Genomic DNA, 15,810 nt, shown 5'->3' on the forward strand with positions numbered 1-15,810 from the left:
AAAACTACATGGCCAGACTGAAGGATTATTATAAATCGGAAGTCGCACCTGCACTGATGAAGAAGTTTTCCTACAAGAGCGTAATGCAGATCCCGAAGCTCGAGAAAATTGTCATCAATGTCGGCGCTGGCGAAGCGAAAGACAATTCCAAGGTGATTGACGCCGTTACAAACGATCTTGCAGCGATTACCGGTCAGAAGCCGGCTGTCTGCAAGGCAAAGAAGTCAGTCGCTAACTTTAAGATCCGTGAAGGCATGAACATTGGCGTAAAGGTTACGCTCCGCGGGGATAGAATGTATGAATTCCTGGACCGGCTTTTCAACATTGCTCTTCCGCGCGTAAGAGATTTCAGAGGTATTGACGCAAACTCGTTCGACGGCCGCGGTAACTACAACATGGGCCTGAAAGAGCAGTTGATTTTCCCCGAAATCGACTATGATAAAATCGACAAGGTTCGCGGAATGGACATTTGTTTCGTAACCACCGCAAAAACCGACGAGGAATCCAGGGAGCTTCTGACTCTATTGGGCGCCCCGTTTGCGAAATAAGGAGGGAAAACTGTGGCCAAGACTTCAATGAAAATTAAGCAGCAGAGACCGGCGAAGTTCTCTTCGCGCGAATACAACAGATGCAAAATCTGTGGCAGGCCGCATGCCTACCTTCGCAAATTCGGTGTTTGCCGTATATGCTTTAGGGAACTTGCTCACAAAGGCGAAATCCCGGGCGTGAAAAAGGCCAGCTGGTAAAGCTTAGCAAAGGAGGTAACGGTATGCAAATTACTGATACAATTGCTGATTTGCTCACCCGTATTCGCAATGCGAATTCCGCAAAGCATGATTCTGTGGAAATCCCCGCTTCCAACATGAAGAAAGCCATTGTGCAGATCCTTGTGGACGAGGGTTATGTTAAGAATTATACGGTTGTCGAAGACGGCAAACAGGGCATCATTAAAGTGAATCTGAAGTACGGCGAAGGAAAGACCCCGGTTATCAACGGACTTCGCAGGGTTTCAAAGCCCGGTCTTCGCATTTATTCCAACGCAGAAGAACTGCCAAAGGTAATGAAAGGCCTTGGCGTCGCAATCATTTCTACTTCCAAGGGCATTATGACCGACCGTCAGGCCCGCAAAGAGAATGTCGGCGGTGAAGTTCTCGCGTTTATTTGGTAATAAGGGGGTGCAGTAATGTCACGAATTGGAAGAAAACCCGTAAATATTCCCGCTGGCGTCAATGTAACTGTTGACGGCAACGTTGTAACGGTGAAGGGGCCGAAAGGCACCTTGACCCAGAAGTTTCATCCGAACATGACAATTTCCGTCGAGGGCAACGAAGTGCATGTCACCCGCCCCAACGATGAGAAGGAAAACAGATCCCTGCACGGCCTGACCCGCACGCTCATTCACAACATGGTGATCGGCGTAACGGAAGGCTTCAAAAAGGAACTCGACGTCAACGGCGTCGGCTACCGTGTGCAGAAGCAGGGTAAGAACCTTGTCATGAACCTGGGCTATTCCCATCAGGTCATCGTACCTGAGGTTGATGGAATTTCCATTGAATGCCCGACGGCAAACAAAATTGTCATTTTAGGTCCCGACAAGCAGAAGGTTGGCCAGTTTGCCGCGGAAGTCCGTGAGAAACGTCCGCCGGAGCCGTATAAGGGCAAGGGCATTAAGTATGTTGATGAAGTCATCCGCCGCAAGGAAGGTAAAGCGGGCAAGGGTGCCAAGAAGTAATGAAGGAGTGAATCACAAATGGTGAATAAGGCTGACAAAAACAAAGCCAGACTGAGACGCCACCGCAGAGTGCGCGGCAAGATTTCGGGCACGGCCGAGTGCCCGCGCCTGAATGTATTTCGCTCTACCAACAACATCTATGCCCAGATCATTGATGACATTAAGGGAGTTACTCTCGTAGCAGCTTCCTCGCTGGACAAAGAGTTCGAAGGTAATGGCGGAAACAAAGACGCCGCACGAAAAGTTGGCGAGCTGATTGCCAAACGTGCCGCTGAGAAGGGCATCACCGAGGTTGTTTTCGACCGCGGTGGATATATATTCCACGGCCGCGTCAAAGAGCTGGCCGAAGGCGCCCGTGAGGGCGGCCTCAAGTTCTAAGAAGGAGGAATACTTTTGGCTAGAATTGACGCATCATCCATGGAATTGAAAGAACATGTTGTTGCGATTAACCGTGTATCCAAAACCGTAAAAGGCGGCCGTATTTTCAAATTCGCCGCTCTCGTCGTAGTCGGTGACGGCAACGGCACGGTCGGATTCGGCATCGGCAAGGCGGGCGAAGTTCCCGACGCAATCCGCAAGGGAATTGAAGACGCCAAAAAGAACCTGATTAAGGTTTCCCTGCGCGGCTCTACCATTCCGCACGAAATTATCGGTGCGTACGGAGCCGGCAGAGTTCTGATGAAACCTGCTGCACCTGGTACCGGTGTTATTGCCGGCGGCCCGGTTCGTGCGGTTGTGGAAGCAGTCGGTATTAAAGATATCAGAACAAAGGCGCTTCGTTCCAACAATCCGTGCAATGTTGTGCGCGCTACTTTGGACGGTATGTCCAAACTGCGTTCAGCCGATGAAGTTGCGGCAATCCGCGGCAAGTCGGTAAAAGAGATTCTTTAAAAGGGGGTAGCAAGATGGCACAGATTAAAGTAACGCTGGTAAAAAGTCTTATCGGCGGTAAGAAAGACCAGATTGCAACCGCCCAGGCTCTAGGTCTTTTCAAAGTGGGCGATAGTTCCATCCAGCCTGATAACGAACAGACAAAGGGCAAGGTGGCTAAGATCACCCACCTCATCGAGGTTAGCAAAGCGTAAACAAGGAGGTGCGAATAAATGAAGTTGCACGATCTGACTGCGGTGCCCGGTTCCACAAAAGAGCCGAAGCGTATCGGCAGAGGACATGGTTCCGGTCAAGGAAAAACCGCAGGCAAAGGCCATAAAGGCCAGAAAGCCAGAGCGGGCAGAGGAATGCGACCCGGCTTTGAAGGCGGTCAAATGCCTATGCAGAGACGCATCCCGAAAAGAGGATTTAATAACATTTTTGCTAAAACCATCGTGGCAGTCAATGTCGGTACCCTCAATCAGTTTGAGGATGGTGCCGTAGTTGATACTCAAGCTCTGATTGACGCAGGTATTGTAAAAACATGCTGCGACGGAGTAAAAGTTCTTGGAAACGGTAAGCTTGAAAAGAAGCTGACGGTGAAAGTGAACGCTTTCTCCGAATCCGCCAAGAGCAAAATAGAATCTGCAGGTGGGAAGGCAGAGGTGATCTAAGTTGTTTAAAACACTTAAGAATGCCTGGTCTATTCCCGATCTTCGCAGGAAGATCCTGTTTACCCTTATGATTATCATTGTTTTCCGTTTCGGTTCCGTCATCCCGGTTCCGTTCCTGAACACCACTGCGTTAAAGGGACTGATGAGTACGGTAAACGAAACGGGTTCGGCATTGAGCTATTTGGATATGCTGTCCGGCGGCGCTTTTGCAAATGCTACTTTGTTTGCAATGAGCGTTACGCCATACATCAACAGCTCCATTATCATGCAGCTGCTTACGGTTGCCATCCCGCCACTGGAGCGTTTGGCGAAAGAGGGCGAGGAAGGCCGTAAGAAAATCGCTACCATGACTCGCTACGTTGCTGTCGCACTTGGCCTGATTCAGGGACTTGCGTATTACTTCTATCTGCGCAACAGCTCCTATCAGGGCACTCCGATTGCAAAGTACACAAGCGGTTGGGAGCAGGTCTTCTCTGCTGTCATCATTGTTATGGTGTTTACCGCCGGCACGGCGCTGATGATGTGGCTTGGCGAGCAAATCAACCAGTTTGGCATTGGCAACGGTATTTCCATCCTGTTGTTTGCCGGCATTGTCGCAAGACTGCCCTCTACAGCTAACCAGCTTGGAAGATATCTGCAGGCTGCCAATCAGGATCCTGCCAGCTACGGCCAGTACTATTTCCTGGTCCCGCTGTTTGTTGTGATTTTCCTGGGCGTCATCTGGGTGATTGTATTTATGAATGACGCCGAGCACCGTATTCCGATTCAGTACGCGAAACGCGTAGTCGGTCGGAAAATGTACGGCGGACAAAGCAGCCATATCCCGATTAAGGTTTCAATGTCCGGCGTTATGCCGATTATTTTCGCAAGTTCGATTCTTTCCATCCCCAGCACGATTCAGCTGTTCCTGGGCAACCGGGTGACAACTGGATTCTGGAAGAGCTTTTTCGATGCTTTCTCCACGACTGGCTGGATTTATTCCATACTTTATTTCCTCCTGATTATCATGTTTGCATATTTCTATCTGCAAATTCAGTATAATCCGCTGGAGATGGCCAATAATCTTCGTCAGAACAACGGTACGATCCCTGGCATTCGTCCTGGAAAACCGACCGCCGATTACATTGCGAAGATTCTTGCCAAGGTCACCCTGATTGGAGCGCTCTTCCTGGCGTTCATTGCTCTGCTTCCGATTGTTTTCGGCGCTGCGGCCAACATGCACAATCTTTCCATGGGCGGTACGTCCATCCTGATTGTCGTCGGCGTTGCTCTGGAAACCGTAAAGCAACTGGAATCCCAGATGATGATGCGTCATTATAAGGGCTTCCTTGATTGATGGGAGGAACCTATGAACCTGATTCTTCTTGGCGCCCCCGGCGCCGGAAAAGGGACTCAAGCAGAGGTAATCTGCTCACATCTCAATATTCCTGCAATTTCCACGGGTAATATAATCCGTGAAGCGCTGAAGAGCGGCACTGAAATGGGATTGCGCGCAAAATCCTTTATGGATGCGGGCCAGCTGGTTCCCGATGAAGTCGTGATTGGCATCATTCGCGAGCGCCTTGCTCAGGATGACTGCAAAAAGGGTTTTATTCTGGACGGCTTCCCGCGTACCATCCCTCAGGCCGAGGCTCTGGATAAGATGGGCGTAACAATTGATAAGGTAATTGATATTGAAGTGCCCGACGAAAAAATTGTGCTCAGAATGTCCGGACGCCGTGTCTGCGAAAACTGTGGCGCCAGCTATCACATCCTGTACAAAAAACCGGAAGTGGAAGGCGTTTGCGGAAAGTGCGGCGGCACCCTCGTTCAGCGCAAGGATGACCACCCCGATACAGTGAAAGAACGCCTGAAAGTATACCACCAGCAAACTGAGCCGCTGAAGGATTATTACTCCAAGCAAGGTAAGCTGCGTGTTGTGGAAGGCCAGGAGGAAGTAGCGGATACCACAAAACTTACTCTTGCAGCATTAGAGGCGTAATTATGATCGTGCTTAAAACCGCTCGTGAACTCAAATTTATGAGGGAAGCGGGCAGGGTATCATCAAGAGCATTAAAGCTGGCCGGCACCATGGTAGAGCCCGGTGTTTCCACACTGGAAATCGACCATGCCGTCCGCCGTTTCATTGAGGAACAGGGCGCAAAGCCTACGTTCCTCGGCTACGGCGGTTTCCCGGCGAGCGCATGTATTTCTGTAAACGACGTGGTGATCCATGGCATACCACATAAGGGTATCATCCTAAAGCAGGGGGATATCGTCAGCATCGACATTGGTGCGACGTACGAAGGCTTTGTAGGCGACAATGCCTGGACCTTTCCATGCGGTCAGGTGAGCCCGGAAGCACAGGCCCTTATGGATACAACGCGCGAATGCCTGTACGAAGGCATTAAGGCCGCAAAAGCCGGTTCCCGAATCGGCGATATCGGCAGCGCGGTACAGAAGTATGCCGAAGCTCGCGGCTACTCGGTGGTACGGGATTTTGTCGGCCACGGAGTAGGTGCGAAGATGCATGAAGACCCAAGTGTTCCAAATTACGGCACGCCCGGCAGGGGCGTGCGCCTGTTGCCCGGCATGACTATTGCCATTGAGCCGATGATCAATCAGGGCGTAAAGGAAGTGAAAACGCTGGCGGACGGTTGGACGACCGTAACCGCTGACGGCAAGCTTTCCGCCCATTTTGAACATTCCATCGCGATCACCCCGGAAGGACCCGTCATTTTGACGCTTCCGGACTGAAGGGGGAAAACCATGGACTTTGTCAGGGGCCTGATTGTTCGGTCGGGCGCCGGCCGTGACAAGGGCGGCTTTTTCGTAGTGCTTGAGGCGGATGATCGATACGCTGTGATCTGCGATGGAAAGCGGCGCAGTCTAGACCACCCCAAGCGGAAAAAGCAGAGGCACCTGTCCGTAACCAAAACCGTGCTGCCCGAAAGTTCTTTGCAAACCAACCGTGAAATTCGAGGTGCTCTCAGGGCGTTTCAAGCCGGGAGCCGTTTTCCACAAGAGGAGGCTTAATATATGTCGAAACAGGACGTAATTGAAACTGAAGGCATAGTAACCGAAGCGCTGCCGAATGCAATGTTTATGGTAGAGCTTCCGAACCACCATACAATACTCGCGCATATTTCCGGTAAGCTGCGGATGAACTTCATCCGGATTCTTCCGGGCGACAAGGTCACGATTGAATTGTCGCCGTATGATCTGACGCGCGGCCGTATTACATGGCGATCCAAGTAAATCGATGACTCGCTAAGGAGGGCACACCAATGAAAGTAAGACCTTCTGTAAAGAAAATATGTGAAAAGTGCAAAATCATCAAACGCAAGGGTAAAGTCATGGTTATCTGTGAAAACCCGAAGCATAAGCAGCGCCAGGGCTGATATTGGCGCGATAACAATGGAGGTGCAACCATCATGGCTCGTATAGCAGGTATTGATCTGCCCAGAGACAAACGCATCGAGATTGCTCTCACCTATGTCTATGGAATCGGCCGCAAAACCGCTTCCGACATCTGCGCTGCAACAGGCGTTGATCCGGACATCCGCGTAAGAGATTTATCCGAAGATGATGCAGCAAAGCTCAGAGAATATATTGACCACAACTGCCGCGTAGAAGGCGACCTTCGCCGCGATGTGGCTTTCGACATTAAAAGACTGATTGAAATCGGCTGCTACCGCGGGATTCGTCACCGCAAGGGCCTGCCGGTAAGAGGCCAGCGCACAAAGACCAATGCGCGTACGCGCAAAGGCCCGAGAAAGACCATGGCCAACAAGAAGAAGTAAGCAGGGAGGGGATTTTAGAAAATGGCAGCAGCAACAAAAGGCGCAGCTAAGAAAGGCGCTGTTACACGCAGACGCCGCGAGCGTAAAAACATTGACCGCGGAGCCGCTCATATCCAGTCTACTTTTAACAATACGATTGTGACGATTACCGATATGCAGGGCAATGCGGTTTCCTGGGCCAGCTCTGGCGAGCTGGGCTTCCGGGGTTCCAGAAAGTCCACTCCTTTTGCCGCTCAGACTGCGGCAGAAACCGCTGCAAAAGCAGCGATGGAGCACGGCATGAAAACGGTTGAGGTTTACGTTAAAGGACCGGGTGCAGGCCGTGAAGCCGCAATCCGCGCTCTTCAGGGTGCTGGGCTCGAAGTCAGCATGATTAAAGACGTTACTCCGATTCCGCACAACGGATGCCGTCCGCCGAAAAGAAGACGCGTCTAATTTTGAAACAACAGGAGGTGCAACCCAAATATGGCAAGATATACCGATTCTGTGTGCAAGCAATGCCGTCGTGAAGGCCAGAAGCTTTTCCTGAAAGGGCAGAGATGCTACACGGACAAATGCGCCGTTGTGCGCAGACAATACGCCCCGGGCCAGCATGGCCAGGGCCGCAAAAAGACTTCTGAATACGGCTTGCAGCTGCGTGCAAAGCAGATGACCAAGCATTATTACGGCGTGCTCGAATCCCAGTTCAGGGGTTATTACGAGCTTGCTACTCATAAAGAAGGCAAAACCGGTGACGAGCTGCTCACCATTCTGGAGAGCCGCCTCGACAACGTGATTTATCGCCTTGGCTGGGCAACTTCCAGACCGGAAGCCCGCCAGCTGGTTGTTCACGGCCACTTCACCGTGAACGGTAAAAGAGTTGACATTCCGTCCTACCTTACAAAAGTGGGCGACGTGATTTCCATTCAGGACAAGAGCCGTTCGAGCGAAAAGATTAAGGCTGTTCTGGAAGCGACTTCGGCTCATCCGGTCGTAAAGTGGCTGGATCTGAACCGCAATACCCTTGAGGGTAAAGTGATTGCCATGCCAACCCGTGATGAAATTGACCTTGCAGTCGACGAAACTCTCATCGTTGAGTTGTACTCCAAGTAATGCCGTTGCGTAACAGCATAAAAGCATCATGGCAGATATCATACATCCGCTATATGTCAAGGAGGGTCGCTAATGATCGAGATTGAGAAGCCAAAAATAGAAACCGAAGTTTTATCGAATGACGGAACTTATGGTAAATTTGTTGTGGAACCGCTTGAAAGAGGGTTCGGCACTACGTTGGGCAACAGCCTTCGCCGTGTGCTTCTTTCTTCCCTGCCGGGCGTCGCGGTCACTTGCATAAAGATTGACGGCGTTCTTCATGAATTTTCCACCGTTCCCGGAGTGAAAGAGGATGTCACCGAGATAGTACTGAATATCAAGGGATTGACCGCAAAGCTCCACTGTGATGGACCCAAAACCGTAGAAATTAACGCGGAGGGTCCTTGCGAAGTAACGGCCGACTCTATCAAGTGCGACAGTGAGGTTGAAATTCTGAACCCCGAGATGCATATTGCAACTTTGGGAGACGGTGCAAAACTGTATATGGAATTGACCCTGGACAAGGGTCGCGGATATGTTCCGGCTGAAAGAAACAAGCAGAACATGGCTACGAACATCATTGGCGATATCCCCGTTGATTCCATTTATACTCCGGTTCACAAGGTGAACTTCAATGTTGAGCCAACCCGTGTAGGCCAAAATATCGATTATGACAAGCTTACACTGGAAGTTTGGACCAACGGAGTGATCGGTGCCCAGGAAGCGGTTTCGCTCGCCGCAAAGGTGCTTACAGAGCATCTGAATCTTTTTGTTGACTTGTCCGATAAGGGCAGCAGCACCGAGATTATGGTTGAAAAAGACGATAAAGGCAAGGAAAAATTGCTCGATATGACGATTGAAGAGCTTGATCTTTCAGTCCGCTCTTTCAACTGCCTGAAGCGCGCCGGAATCAATACGGTTGAAGACCTGATCAACAAGTCCGAAGAGGACATGATGAAGGTTCGCAACCTTGGACGTAAATCCCTGGAGGAAGTTGTCTGGAAGATGGCTTCCCTCGGTTTCAATCTGCGTAAGGATGATGAATAATTGTATCTCCTGCGCTAACCCCAACCTAAGGTAAAGGAGTGATATTTCGATGCCCGGAACCAGAAAGCTCGGAAGAGACACTGACCATAGAACCGCCATGCTCAGGGCAATGGTAACCTTCCTTTTAGAGAACGGAAAAATCGAAACAACGGTTACCCGCGCCAAGGAGGTTCGCTCTTTGACCGAGAAAATGATCACGATCGCAAAAGAGAACAACCTTCACAACAAACGCCTTGTGCTTGCTTTTGTAACTAAGGAAGATGTTGTTAATAAATTGTTCAATGAAATCGCACCGAAGTATGCCGACCGCAATGGCGGCTATACTCGTATCAGCAAGCTTGGTCCTCGCCGCGGCGACGCCGCCGAGATGGCTTTGATCGAACTGATGTAATCTGTAAACAATCTGTAATAAAGAGGGGCAGCCGGTTCCGGTTGCCTCTCTTTGTATTAATACGCCGATGAACCATTAAATGAAATGCTTTTCATATCTGTTTATGAAATACGTTCCCGTGAGGAGAAAGCAGGTTATACCAGAATTGCTTTTGCCACTCCGAATAGAACGGAAAGAGCAAGATTGACGGGGAAATTAAATTCTGGAAGAGTTAGGTAAAAAATAGAAGTAATTACCTTAATGTTTTCATAAATATGGTTAAAAATTTTACATAATTCTCCAAAATAATTAAATTTAAGAAATTTTCTTATGCAGGATATTCCTTCTTAAAGAACTGTTTAAAATGTATTGGATGTCTTTGGTATGGAATCTAGACATATTATTACAAAAACGGAAGGATATAGCACATGAGAAAAAGTACACGCATTCTAAGCCTGCTGTTTTCGCTCACGTTGATTGTCGGTTTATTTTCCGGCACGATGGCGTTTGCAGAGGAAACGGCCCCGTCCTCCATCCTGTTTACCGACGGCTTCGATTCCGTAAAACAGGTGGAACTGAATTCTATTGGTCATTACAACCTGGAATTAAGCCAGCCGGATTTGACACTGACTGCGGAATCAAGCAATGACGCCATACTGTCCGTTCACCTGTTTCAGGATGAGGAATACCCGGACGAGTACGAGCTGCAGATGGTCGCTTGGAAAGAAGGAGAAGCAACCATCACATTGAAAGCATCCGATAATTCGGTCTTTACGCAGAACATTACTGTTGCCAATACGGGGGCGGAACGCACCTACACTATGACCTCTGATGTGACCGGTGATTTTTCACTGCCGCAGGGTTCCAGCAAAATTATCAAAGTCAATTATAACGATGTGGATCATTATTCTTACCCTGTGTTAACGACGGATGATCAGGAAAACAGCCTGAAAACCAGTTTATTGGCAGTGGATTACAAGAACGGGGATTATTATTACCGTGTAGACGCGGTCGGAAGCGTCGGCCAAACCGGAATGCTTTATCTGGGCAGCTGCGACTATATTCCGGATAAACTCGGAACCGTAACCATTACGCAGAATAAAAACCTTCGGCTGGATACGTCATCTTATACCTGTAACCTGTATGATACATATCGGTTTGTCGTTTACACAAATTCCACCACTCCGCCGGTTGTGTCCTCCTTTATGGACAAGCTGTCCGTGGAGTATCTTGGGAAAGTGTCTGGCGGCTATGAATATCGGCTGTCCGCTGACGAAGAGGGGGATTCCCTGATTCAGGTCACCGCAAACGGAGAAACCGCAACCTTCCCGGTAACGGTAAACTACAATGACCCGCCAATGGTGACATCGGATACGCCGAAAGCAATTACCATTAATCAAAATGCTTCGTACACCTACAAGTTTACCATTCAGGGCGGCGGCGAACCCCTTGTTGTTACCGGAGACAGCAGCGTGGCAACCGCCCAGATTGTTCAAAAAGACGGTATTAATTATTACTGCAAGGTGACTGCACTGGGGCAGCCCGACAGCACAACGCCGATTACCGTTACCTTCCCGGACACTGGCGACGAAAGCTTTAATATGGAAGTTGGCACTGTTACAGTGGGGAAGTCCGCCATGACCTCCGATACGAATTATGATTTTTCGCTGAAGAAGGGTGCAAGCTATACGTTTAAAATTACCGGAGCCACCAGCTTTAATCCTGGAAGCAACGGGGTTTTTAAAACGGAACTGGTTAGCAAAACGTCCCAGTACTCTCTGTATAAAATTACGGCGATTGGTAACCCGGGCCAGCAGGCAGGTTTCTATATGTCCGCTCCGGGACTGGCTGCGCAGAAGGTCTGCGTAGTAACCATCGCGCAACCCGCACCGGTTGTTATGACCTCGGATACAAACTCTAATTTCTCACTGAAAAAGGGTGCAAGCTATACGTTTAAAATTACCGGAGCTACCAGCTTTAATCCTGGAAGCAACGGGGTTTTCAAAACAGAACTGGTCAGCAAAACGTCTCAATACTCTCTGTATAAAATCACGGCAATTGGCAACCCGGGCCAGCAGGCAGGTTTCTATATGTCCGCTCCGGGACTGGCTACGCAGAAGGTCTGCGTAGTAACCATCGCGCAACCCGCACCAGTTGTTATGACCTCGGATACCAACTCTAATTTCTCACTGAAAAAGGGTGCAAGCTATACGTTTAAAATTACCGGAGCTACCAGCTTTAATCCTGGAAGCAGCGGGGTTTTCAAAACGGAACTAGTCAGCAAAACGTCCCAGTACTCTCTGTATAAAATCACGGCGATTGGTAACCCGGGCCAGCAGGCAGGCTTCTATATGTCCGCACCGGGAGTAGCCGCACAAAAGGTTTGTGTGGTTACGGTCGCGTAAGAAATTTAATCGTCATTTTGGCCCCCTATGGATTTAAATTCCATAGGGGATTTTTTATGATGAAAGATAACGGAAAACAAAATAATTTTGGTTCAGGAAACCCCGTCGGTTTTTCAGAAAATATATCATCAGGTCATTCAAGTAATATGATATCGTGCTACAGTATTCCATAGAAAGATTACTATTTCTGAACGGTATTTACATTCCATAACCAGGACCATAATTATTTATTGAGAAAGACTTGAAAAAATTATCTTTCAGTTTATAATGAAATTATGGATAATATTTTCAGAATTGAGGTCTGACTTATGATATTAAAAAATGCTTCTGTTATGGATGACAGCTTTAACCGGGTTTCCACAGATGTTGCGATTACGGGCGAGCGGATTTCTGAAATGGCTCCCGGCCTGTCCGGGAACGATACAGTGGATTTGTCAGGCTATACGCTGGTGCCTGGATTTGTGGATATCCATATTCATGGCTGTGTTGGTTCGGATACCTGCGATGCAGATGCTGCCGGTTTGGCCAAAATGTGCGCGCACCTGGTAACCAAGGGCGTGACTTCTTTCTGTCCGACCACCATGACCATTTCGCGCGACGGTATTCTGGAGTCCCTTCAAACAGTGCGCAAGTGCATGGAACAGCCGCCGGAGGGAGCACGCATTGTCGGAGTGAATATGGAAGGCCCATACATCAATATCCATAAAAAGGGAGCTCAGGCGGGCGAACATGTGAAGGCACCGAGTTTTCAGGAGTTCCGGGAGTATTACGAGCAGAGCGGAAGGATTATTAAGCTGGTTGACGTTGCGCCGGAGTGCGAGGGCGGCGATGAGATGATTCGGAACGCCTCCAAATTATGCACGGTTTCCATCGCACATACCGAGGCGAACTACGAGACGGCAAAGCACGCATTTGACCTTGGCGCTACCCATGTGACGCACCTTTACAACGCGATGCCAGGAATGTCGCACCGCGCGCCCGGAACCGTCGGTGCGGTTCTGGATGACGAGCGTGTGCGCGCAGAGGTTATCTGCGATGGATTCCATATTCATCCGGCGGTGGTGCGCGTTACCTTTGCGGCGCTGGGGGAAAACCGGAGCGTCGTGGTCAGCGATTCTATGCGGGCGGCCGGTCAGCCGGACGGTACCTATACGCTGGGCGGTCAGGAAGTGTTTGTAAAGGACGGTCAGGCAAGACTGGCGGACGGTACCATTGCCGGTTCCACAACCAATCTTCATCAGGAATTGAAAAACTTGCTGAGCTGGGGGGTTCCTTTCCGTCAGGCAATTAAGTCCGTCACAATCAACCCGGCGAAAGAAATCCATATGGAAGATCAAATTGGCAGCATCCGCGTAGGAAAGTACGCTGATTTGGTCGTATTGGATTCCGACTGGAATATCAAAATGGTGTTTGTGCACGGAAAACTTGCTGTGGATAACCGCTGATGAAGCATCGAAATCGAACATAAATCAAGAGAGAGCTGCAAATGAGTTTCAACTCATTTGCAGCTCTCTCTTTTGCAATAAGGGGGGTATCAAAATATTTTACTTAATAATTCTTACCTTAATGATTTCCGGCAGCTTTTCTATGTTGGCTGCCGTGGAATCTTGCAGCTCTCCGGTTACGTCCAATATGGTGTAGGCATAATCCTTTTTCGACTTGCTCTGCATGTTTTCAATGTTGATTCCCTTCTCTGCCAGCGCACCGGACAGGCGGCTGATGGTGTTGGGCACGTTGCGGTGTATGATGCAGATTCGCGCGCAGGAGCAGTCGCGCGGCATGGAAATGGAGGGCAGGTTTACGGAATTGCGAATGTTGCCGTTTTCCAGATAATCAATCAGTTCAGAAGCAGCCATGCTGGCACAGTTGTCTTCCGATTCCGGCGTGGAAGCGCCCAGATGCGGGATGGCGATGACTCCTTCTACACCTATCACGTCATCGTTCGGGAAATCGGTCGCATAGGCGGAAACCTTTCCGGAAGCGAGTGCAGCCAGAATATCGGCGGAGTTTACGAGTTCGCCGCGTGCAAAGTTCAGCACACGCACGCCGTCCTTCATCTTCGCGATGGATTCGGCATTAATCATGTATTTGGTATCCGGGGTAAGCGGAACATGAACGGTAACATAGTCGCTCACGGCAAAAATTTCATCGAGCGTACGGGCGTGGTGAACGGAGCGGGAAAGTCCCCATGCGGCTTCTACGGAAAGGTACGGGTCATAGCCGTAAACCTCCATGCCAAGGCTCTTCGCCGCGTTGGCAACCAGAATTCCGATTGCGCCAAGGCCAATAACGCCAAGTGTTTTTCCGGCAATTTCGGGGCCAACAAATGCGCTCTTTCCTTTTTCTACTAACTTGCCGACTTCGTCGCCCTTGCCCTTCAGCGTTTTTGCCCATTCAATGGCGGGCACAACTTTTCGGGAGGTGAGGAACAGTCCGGCAAGGACCAGCTCTTTCACAGCGTTTGCGTTGGCGCCCGGGGTGTTGAAAACAACAATCCCTTGTTCGGAGCATTTGTCGATCGGAATATTATTGACACCTGCACCGGCACGCGCAATGGCGAGCAGATTTTTTGGCAGCTCCATTTCATGCATGGAAGCGGAACGAACCATAATGGCGTCGGGGTTATTCACGTCTTCCCCGCAGTGGTAGTTGTCGTTAAAACGGCTTGTGCCGACGGGGGAAATTTTATTTAAATAACGAATCTGATACATTTTCATACCACCTTTCCCAAAAGCCCGTTTTGTTATCCATTCTTCTTTTCAAAATCTTCCATGAAGGCAGCCAGTTTTTCCACGCCTTCCACCGGCATTGCGTTGTAAATGGAAGCACGCATTCCACCAACGGTGCGGTGGCCCTTTAGGTTGACAAAACCATTTTCCGCAGCTTCCTTTACAAATTTTGCGTTTAGTTCTTCGCTTTCAGTAACAAACGTAACATTCATCAAAGAGCGGTCCTTGGCCACAACGGTTCCGTGGAACAGTTTGGAGTGATCCAAAAAGTCATATAGGATGCCGGCCTTCTTTTCATTGATTTTTTTCATTTCTTCCAGCCCGCCGATGGTGTTTTTCAACCAATCCAGCACAAGCATGCATATGTAAATCGTGTAGCAGGGCGGGGTGTTGAACATGGAGCCGTTGTCCGCGTGTGTCTGGTAGTTCAGCATAGTGGGGGTAATATCCATGGCATGGCCAATCAGGTCTTCCCGGATAATTACGACGGTCAGGCCGGCCGGCGCCATGTTTTTCTGTGCACCCGCGTACAGAACGCCGAATTTGCTCACGTCAATCGGTTCGCTCAAAATGTAGGAGGAAACGTCCGCCACCAGCGGAACGTCGCCTGTTTCCGGCAGCTTCGTAAAGCGGGTGCCGTAGATGGTGTTGTTCATGCAGATATGGAAATAGTCCGCATCTTTCGAAAAGGTGGACGGGTCCAGTTCCGGAATGTAGGTGAACGTTTTATCTTTTGAGGAGGCGACTACGTTGGCAGTGCCGTAACGCGCCGCTTCCTTGTAAGCTTTGGTGGCCCATTGGCCGGTCAGAACGAAGTCCGCCTTGTTGTTTTTTGTCATGAGGTTCAGCGGAACCATGGCAAATTGAGAGGAAGCGCCTCCCTGTAAAAACAACACTTTGTAATTGTCAGGGATGTTCATAACTTCACGGAGAAGACTTTCCGCAGAACTGATAATTCCCTCATAAATTTTAGATCGATGGGACATTTCCATTACGGACTGTCCACTGCCCTGGTAATCCAGCATTTCATCCGCTGCGCGGCGAAGAACCGGTTCAGGCAGCATTGAAGGACCTGCGGAAAAGTTATAAACGCGTTTCATTCGGTGCAACCTCCACAATAATATTAATAA

At 49.6% G+C, this 15,810-nt stretch carries 23 protein-coding genes; 21 read left to right on the plus strand and 2 right to left on the minus strand.

Annotated features, from left to right (window positions below; all coding sequences use genetic code 11):
* Positions 1 to 8: 8 nt before the first annotated feature.
* The 21 genes from rplE (at position 9) to nagA (ending at position 13,396) form a co-directional block, all read left to right on the plus strand.
* Positions 9 to 548 carry a 50S ribosomal protein L5 gene (rplE, locus tag ACSVDI_RS03665; protein ID WP_457944831.1) on the plus strand — a complete coding sequence of 180 codons (540 nt, stop codon included), beginning with the start codon at positions 9 to 11 and terminating at the stop codon, positions 546 to 548.
* Positions 549 to 560: 12 nt separating this feature from the next.
* On the plus strand, positions 561 to 746 hold the full coding sequence (locus tag ACSVDI_RS03670; RefSeq protein ID WP_457944833.1) for a type Z 30S ribosomal protein S14: 186 nt from the start codon (positions 561 to 563) through the stop codon (positions 744 to 746).
* Between the two features lie 23 nt (positions 747 to 769).
* Entirely contained in the window at positions 770 to 1,168 is a 399-nt protein-coding gene (gene rpsH / locus ACSVDI_RS03675; protein WP_457944835.1) for a 30S ribosomal protein S8, read from the plus strand.
* 15 nt (positions 1,169 to 1,183) lie between these two features.
* Positions 1,184 to 1,732 (plus strand): 50S ribosomal protein L6, encoded by a 549-nt coding sequence (gene rplF / locus ACSVDI_RS03680; RefSeq protein WP_457944837.1) that lies wholly within the window; start codon positions 1,184 to 1,186, stop codon positions 1,730 to 1,732.
* 18 nt (positions 1,733 to 1,750) lie between these two features.
* On the plus strand, positions 1,751 to 2,110 hold the full coding sequence (rplR, locus tag ACSVDI_RS03685; protein WP_457944839.1) for a 50S ribosomal protein L18: 360 nt from the start codon (positions 1,751 to 1,753) through the stop codon (positions 2,108 to 2,110).
* A gap of 15 nt (positions 2,111 to 2,125) precedes the next feature.
* Positions 2,126 to 2,623 (plus strand): 30S ribosomal protein S5, encoded by a 498-nt coding sequence (gene rpsE / locus ACSVDI_RS03690; protein ID WP_457944841.1) that lies wholly within the window; start codon positions 2,126 to 2,128, stop codon positions 2,621 to 2,623.
* A gap of 14 nt (positions 2,624 to 2,637) precedes the next feature.
* Entirely contained in the window at positions 2,638 to 2,817 is a 180-nt protein-coding gene (gene rpmD, locus ACSVDI_RS03695) for a 50S ribosomal protein L30 (protein ID WP_457944842.1), read from the plus strand.
* Positions 2,818 to 2,835: 18 nt separating this feature from the next.
* Entirely contained in the window at positions 2,836 to 3,276 is a 441-nt protein-coding gene (gene rplO, locus ACSVDI_RS03700; RefSeq protein ID WP_457944844.1) for a 50S ribosomal protein L15, read from the plus strand.
* A gap of 1 nt (position 3,277) precedes the next feature.
* Positions 3,278 to 4,612: a preprotein translocase subunit SecY gene (gene secY, locus ACSVDI_RS03705; protein WP_457944845.1), complete on the plus strand. Its 1,335-nt coding sequence runs from the start codon at positions 3,278 to 3,280 to the stop codon at positions 4,610 to 4,612.
* 12 nt (positions 4,613 to 4,624) lie between these two features.
* The gene (locus ACSVDI_RS03710) at positions 4,625 to 5,257 is read left to right on the plus strand and encodes an adenylate kinase (protein WP_457944847.1); all 633 of its coding nucleotides are present in this window, start codon (positions 4,625 to 4,627) and stop codon (positions 5,255 to 5,257) included.
* Between the two features lie 2 nt (positions 5,258 to 5,259).
* The gene (map, locus tag ACSVDI_RS03715; protein ID WP_457944848.1) at positions 5,260 to 6,012 is read left to right on the plus strand and encodes a type I methionyl aminopeptidase; all 753 of its coding nucleotides are present in this window, start codon (positions 5,260 to 5,262) and stop codon (positions 6,010 to 6,012) included.
* A 12-nt stretch (positions 6,013 to 6,024) separates the two neighbouring features.
* On the plus strand, positions 6,025 to 6,291 hold the full coding sequence (locus ACSVDI_RS03720; RefSeq protein ID WP_457944849.1) for a KOW domain-containing RNA-binding protein: 267 nt from the start codon (positions 6,025 to 6,027) through the stop codon (positions 6,289 to 6,291).
* A 3-nt stretch (positions 6,292 to 6,294) separates the two neighbouring features.
* The gene (gene infA, locus ACSVDI_RS03725) at positions 6,295 to 6,513 is read left to right on the plus strand and encodes a translation initiation factor IF-1 (RefSeq protein ID WP_038325909.1); all 219 of its coding nucleotides are present in this window, start codon (positions 6,295 to 6,297) and stop codon (positions 6,511 to 6,513) included.
* A 29-nt stretch (positions 6,514 to 6,542) separates the two neighbouring features.
* On the plus strand, positions 6,543 to 6,656 hold the full coding sequence (rpmJ, locus tag ACSVDI_RS03730; RefSeq protein WP_022174947.1) for a 50S ribosomal protein L36: 114 nt from the start codon (positions 6,543 to 6,545) through the stop codon (positions 6,654 to 6,656).
* A gap of 33 nt (positions 6,657 to 6,689) precedes the next feature.
* A complete protein-coding gene (gene rpsM, locus ACSVDI_RS03735; protein ID WP_457944852.1) occupies positions 6,690 to 7,058 on the plus strand; it encodes a 30S ribosomal protein S13 in 369 nt (122 codons plus the stop codon).
* A gap of 21 nt (positions 7,059 to 7,079) precedes the next feature.
* Positions 7,080 to 7,493: a 30S ribosomal protein S11 gene (gene rpsK / locus ACSVDI_RS03740; RefSeq protein ID WP_457944854.1), complete on the plus strand. Its 414-nt coding sequence runs from the start codon at positions 7,080 to 7,082 to the stop codon at positions 7,491 to 7,493.
* Positions 7,494 to 7,523: 30 nt separating this feature from the next.
* Positions 7,524 to 8,150, plus strand: coding sequence for a 30S ribosomal protein S4 (gene rpsD / locus ACSVDI_RS03745; protein WP_457944856.1), 627 nt, complete (start codon positions 7,524 to 7,526; stop codon positions 8,148 to 8,150).
* Positions 8,151 to 8,222: 72 nt separating this feature from the next.
* Positions 8,223 to 9,176 carry a DNA-directed RNA polymerase subunit alpha gene (locus ACSVDI_RS03750; RefSeq protein WP_457944857.1) on the plus strand — a complete coding sequence of 318 codons (954 nt, stop codon included), beginning with the start codon at positions 8,223 to 8,225 and terminating at the stop codon, positions 9,174 to 9,176.
* Positions 9,177 to 9,225: 49 nt separating this feature from the next.
* Positions 9,226 to 9,567, plus strand: a complete 342-nt coding sequence (gene rplQ / locus ACSVDI_RS03755) for a 50S ribosomal protein L17 (protein WP_457944858.1) — start codon at positions 9,226 to 9,228, stop codon at positions 9,565 to 9,567.
* A 407-nt stretch (positions 9,568 to 9,974) separates the two neighbouring features.
* Positions 9,975 to 11,951, plus strand: coding sequence for a hypothetical protein (locus ACSVDI_RS03760; protein ID WP_457944859.1), 1,977 nt, complete (start codon positions 9,975 to 9,977; stop codon positions 11,949 to 11,951).
* A gap of 308 nt (positions 11,952 to 12,259) precedes the next feature.
* Positions 12,260 to 13,396 (plus strand): N-acetylglucosamine-6-phosphate deacetylase, encoded by a 1,137-nt coding sequence (gene nagA / locus ACSVDI_RS03765; RefSeq protein ID WP_457944860.1) that lies wholly within the window; start codon positions 12,260 to 12,262, stop codon positions 13,394 to 13,396.
* A gap of 99 nt (positions 13,397 to 13,495) precedes the next feature.
* Here the strand turns inward: nagA and ACSVDI_RS03770 are convergent, their stop codons facing one another.
* Entirely contained in the window at positions 13,496 to 14,662 is a 1,167-nt protein-coding gene (locus ACSVDI_RS03770) for a phosphoglycerate dehydrogenase (protein WP_457944861.1), read from the minus strand.
* 32 nt (positions 14,663 to 14,694) lie between these two features.
* A complete protein-coding gene (serC, locus tag ACSVDI_RS03775) occupies positions 14,695 to 15,780 on the minus strand; it encodes a 3-phosphoserine/phosphohydroxythreonine transaminase (RefSeq protein ID WP_457944862.1) in 1,086 nt (361 codons plus the stop codon).
* Positions 15,781 to 15,810 lie beyond the last annotated feature (30 nt).

It is taken from the genome of Caproiciproducens sp. LBM24188 (assembly GCF_054130445.1).

Coding starts and splice junctions, on each gene's coding strand:
- rplE (WP_457944831.1), top strand. CDS start 9: ATGGCCAGACTGAAGGATTATTATAAATCGGAAGTCGCACCTGCACTG.
- rpsH (WP_457944835.1), top strand. CDS start 770: ATGCAAATTACTGATACAATTGCTGATTTGCTCACCCGTATTCGCAAT.
- rplF (WP_457944837.1), top strand. CDS start 1,184: ATGTCACGAATTGGAAGAAAACCCGTAAATATTCCCGCTGGCGTCAAT.
- rplR (WP_457944839.1), top strand. CDS start 1,751: ATGGTGAATAAGGCTGACAAAAACAAAGCCAGACTGAGACGCCACCGC.
- rpmD (WP_457944842.1), top strand. CDS start 2,638: ATGGCACAGATTAAAGTAACGCTGGTAAAAAGTCTTATCGGCGGTAAG.
- rplO (WP_457944844.1), top strand. CDS start 2,836: ATGAAGTTGCACGATCTGACTGCGGTGCCCGGTTCCACAAAAGAGCCG.
- ACSVDI_RS03710 (WP_457944847.1), top strand. CDS start 4,625: ATGAACCTGATTCTTCTTGGCGCCCCCGGCGCCGGAAAAGGGACTCAA.
- map (WP_457944848.1), top strand. CDS start 5,260: ATGATCGTGCTTAAAACCGCTCGTGAACTCAAATTTATGAGGGAAGCG.
- ACSVDI_RS03720 (WP_457944849.1), top strand. CDS start 6,025: ATGGACTTTGTCAGGGGCCTGATTGTTCGGTCGGGCGCCGGCCGTGAC.
- infA (WP_038325909.1), top strand. CDS start 6,295: ATGTCGAAACAGGACGTAATTGAAACTGAAGGCATAGTAACCGAAGCG.
- rpmJ (WP_022174947.1), top strand. CDS start 6,543: ATGAAAGTAAGACCTTCTGTAAAGAAAATATGTGAAAAGTGCAAAATC.
- rpsM (WP_457944852.1), top strand. CDS start 6,690: ATGGCTCGTATAGCAGGTATTGATCTGCCCAGAGACAAACGCATCGAG.
- rpsK (WP_457944854.1), top strand. CDS start 7,080: ATGGCAGCAGCAACAAAAGGCGCAGCTAAGAAAGGCGCTGTTACACGC.
- rpsD (WP_457944856.1), top strand. CDS start 7,524: ATGGCAAGATATACCGATTCTGTGTGCAAGCAATGCCGTCGTGAAGGC.
- ACSVDI_RS03750 (WP_457944857.1), top strand. CDS start 8,223: ATGATCGAGATTGAGAAGCCAAAAATAGAAACCGAAGTTTTATCGAAT.
- rplQ (WP_457944858.1), top strand. CDS start 9,226: ATGCCCGGAACCAGAAAGCTCGGAAGAGACACTGACCATAGAACCGCC.
- ACSVDI_RS03760 (WP_457944859.1), top strand. CDS start 9,975: ATGAGAAAAAGTACACGCATTCTAAGCCTGCTGTTTTCGCTCACGTTG.
- nagA (WP_457944860.1), top strand. CDS start 12,260: ATGATATTAAAAAATGCTTCTGTTATGGATGACAGCTTTAACCGGGTT.
- ACSVDI_RS03770 (WP_457944861.1), bottom strand. CDS start 14,662: ATGTATCAGATTCGTTATTTAAATAAAATTTCCCCCGTCGGCACAAGC.
- serC (WP_457944862.1), bottom strand. CDS start 15,780: ATGAAACGCGTTTATAACTTTTCCGCAGGTCCTTCAATGCTGCCTGAA.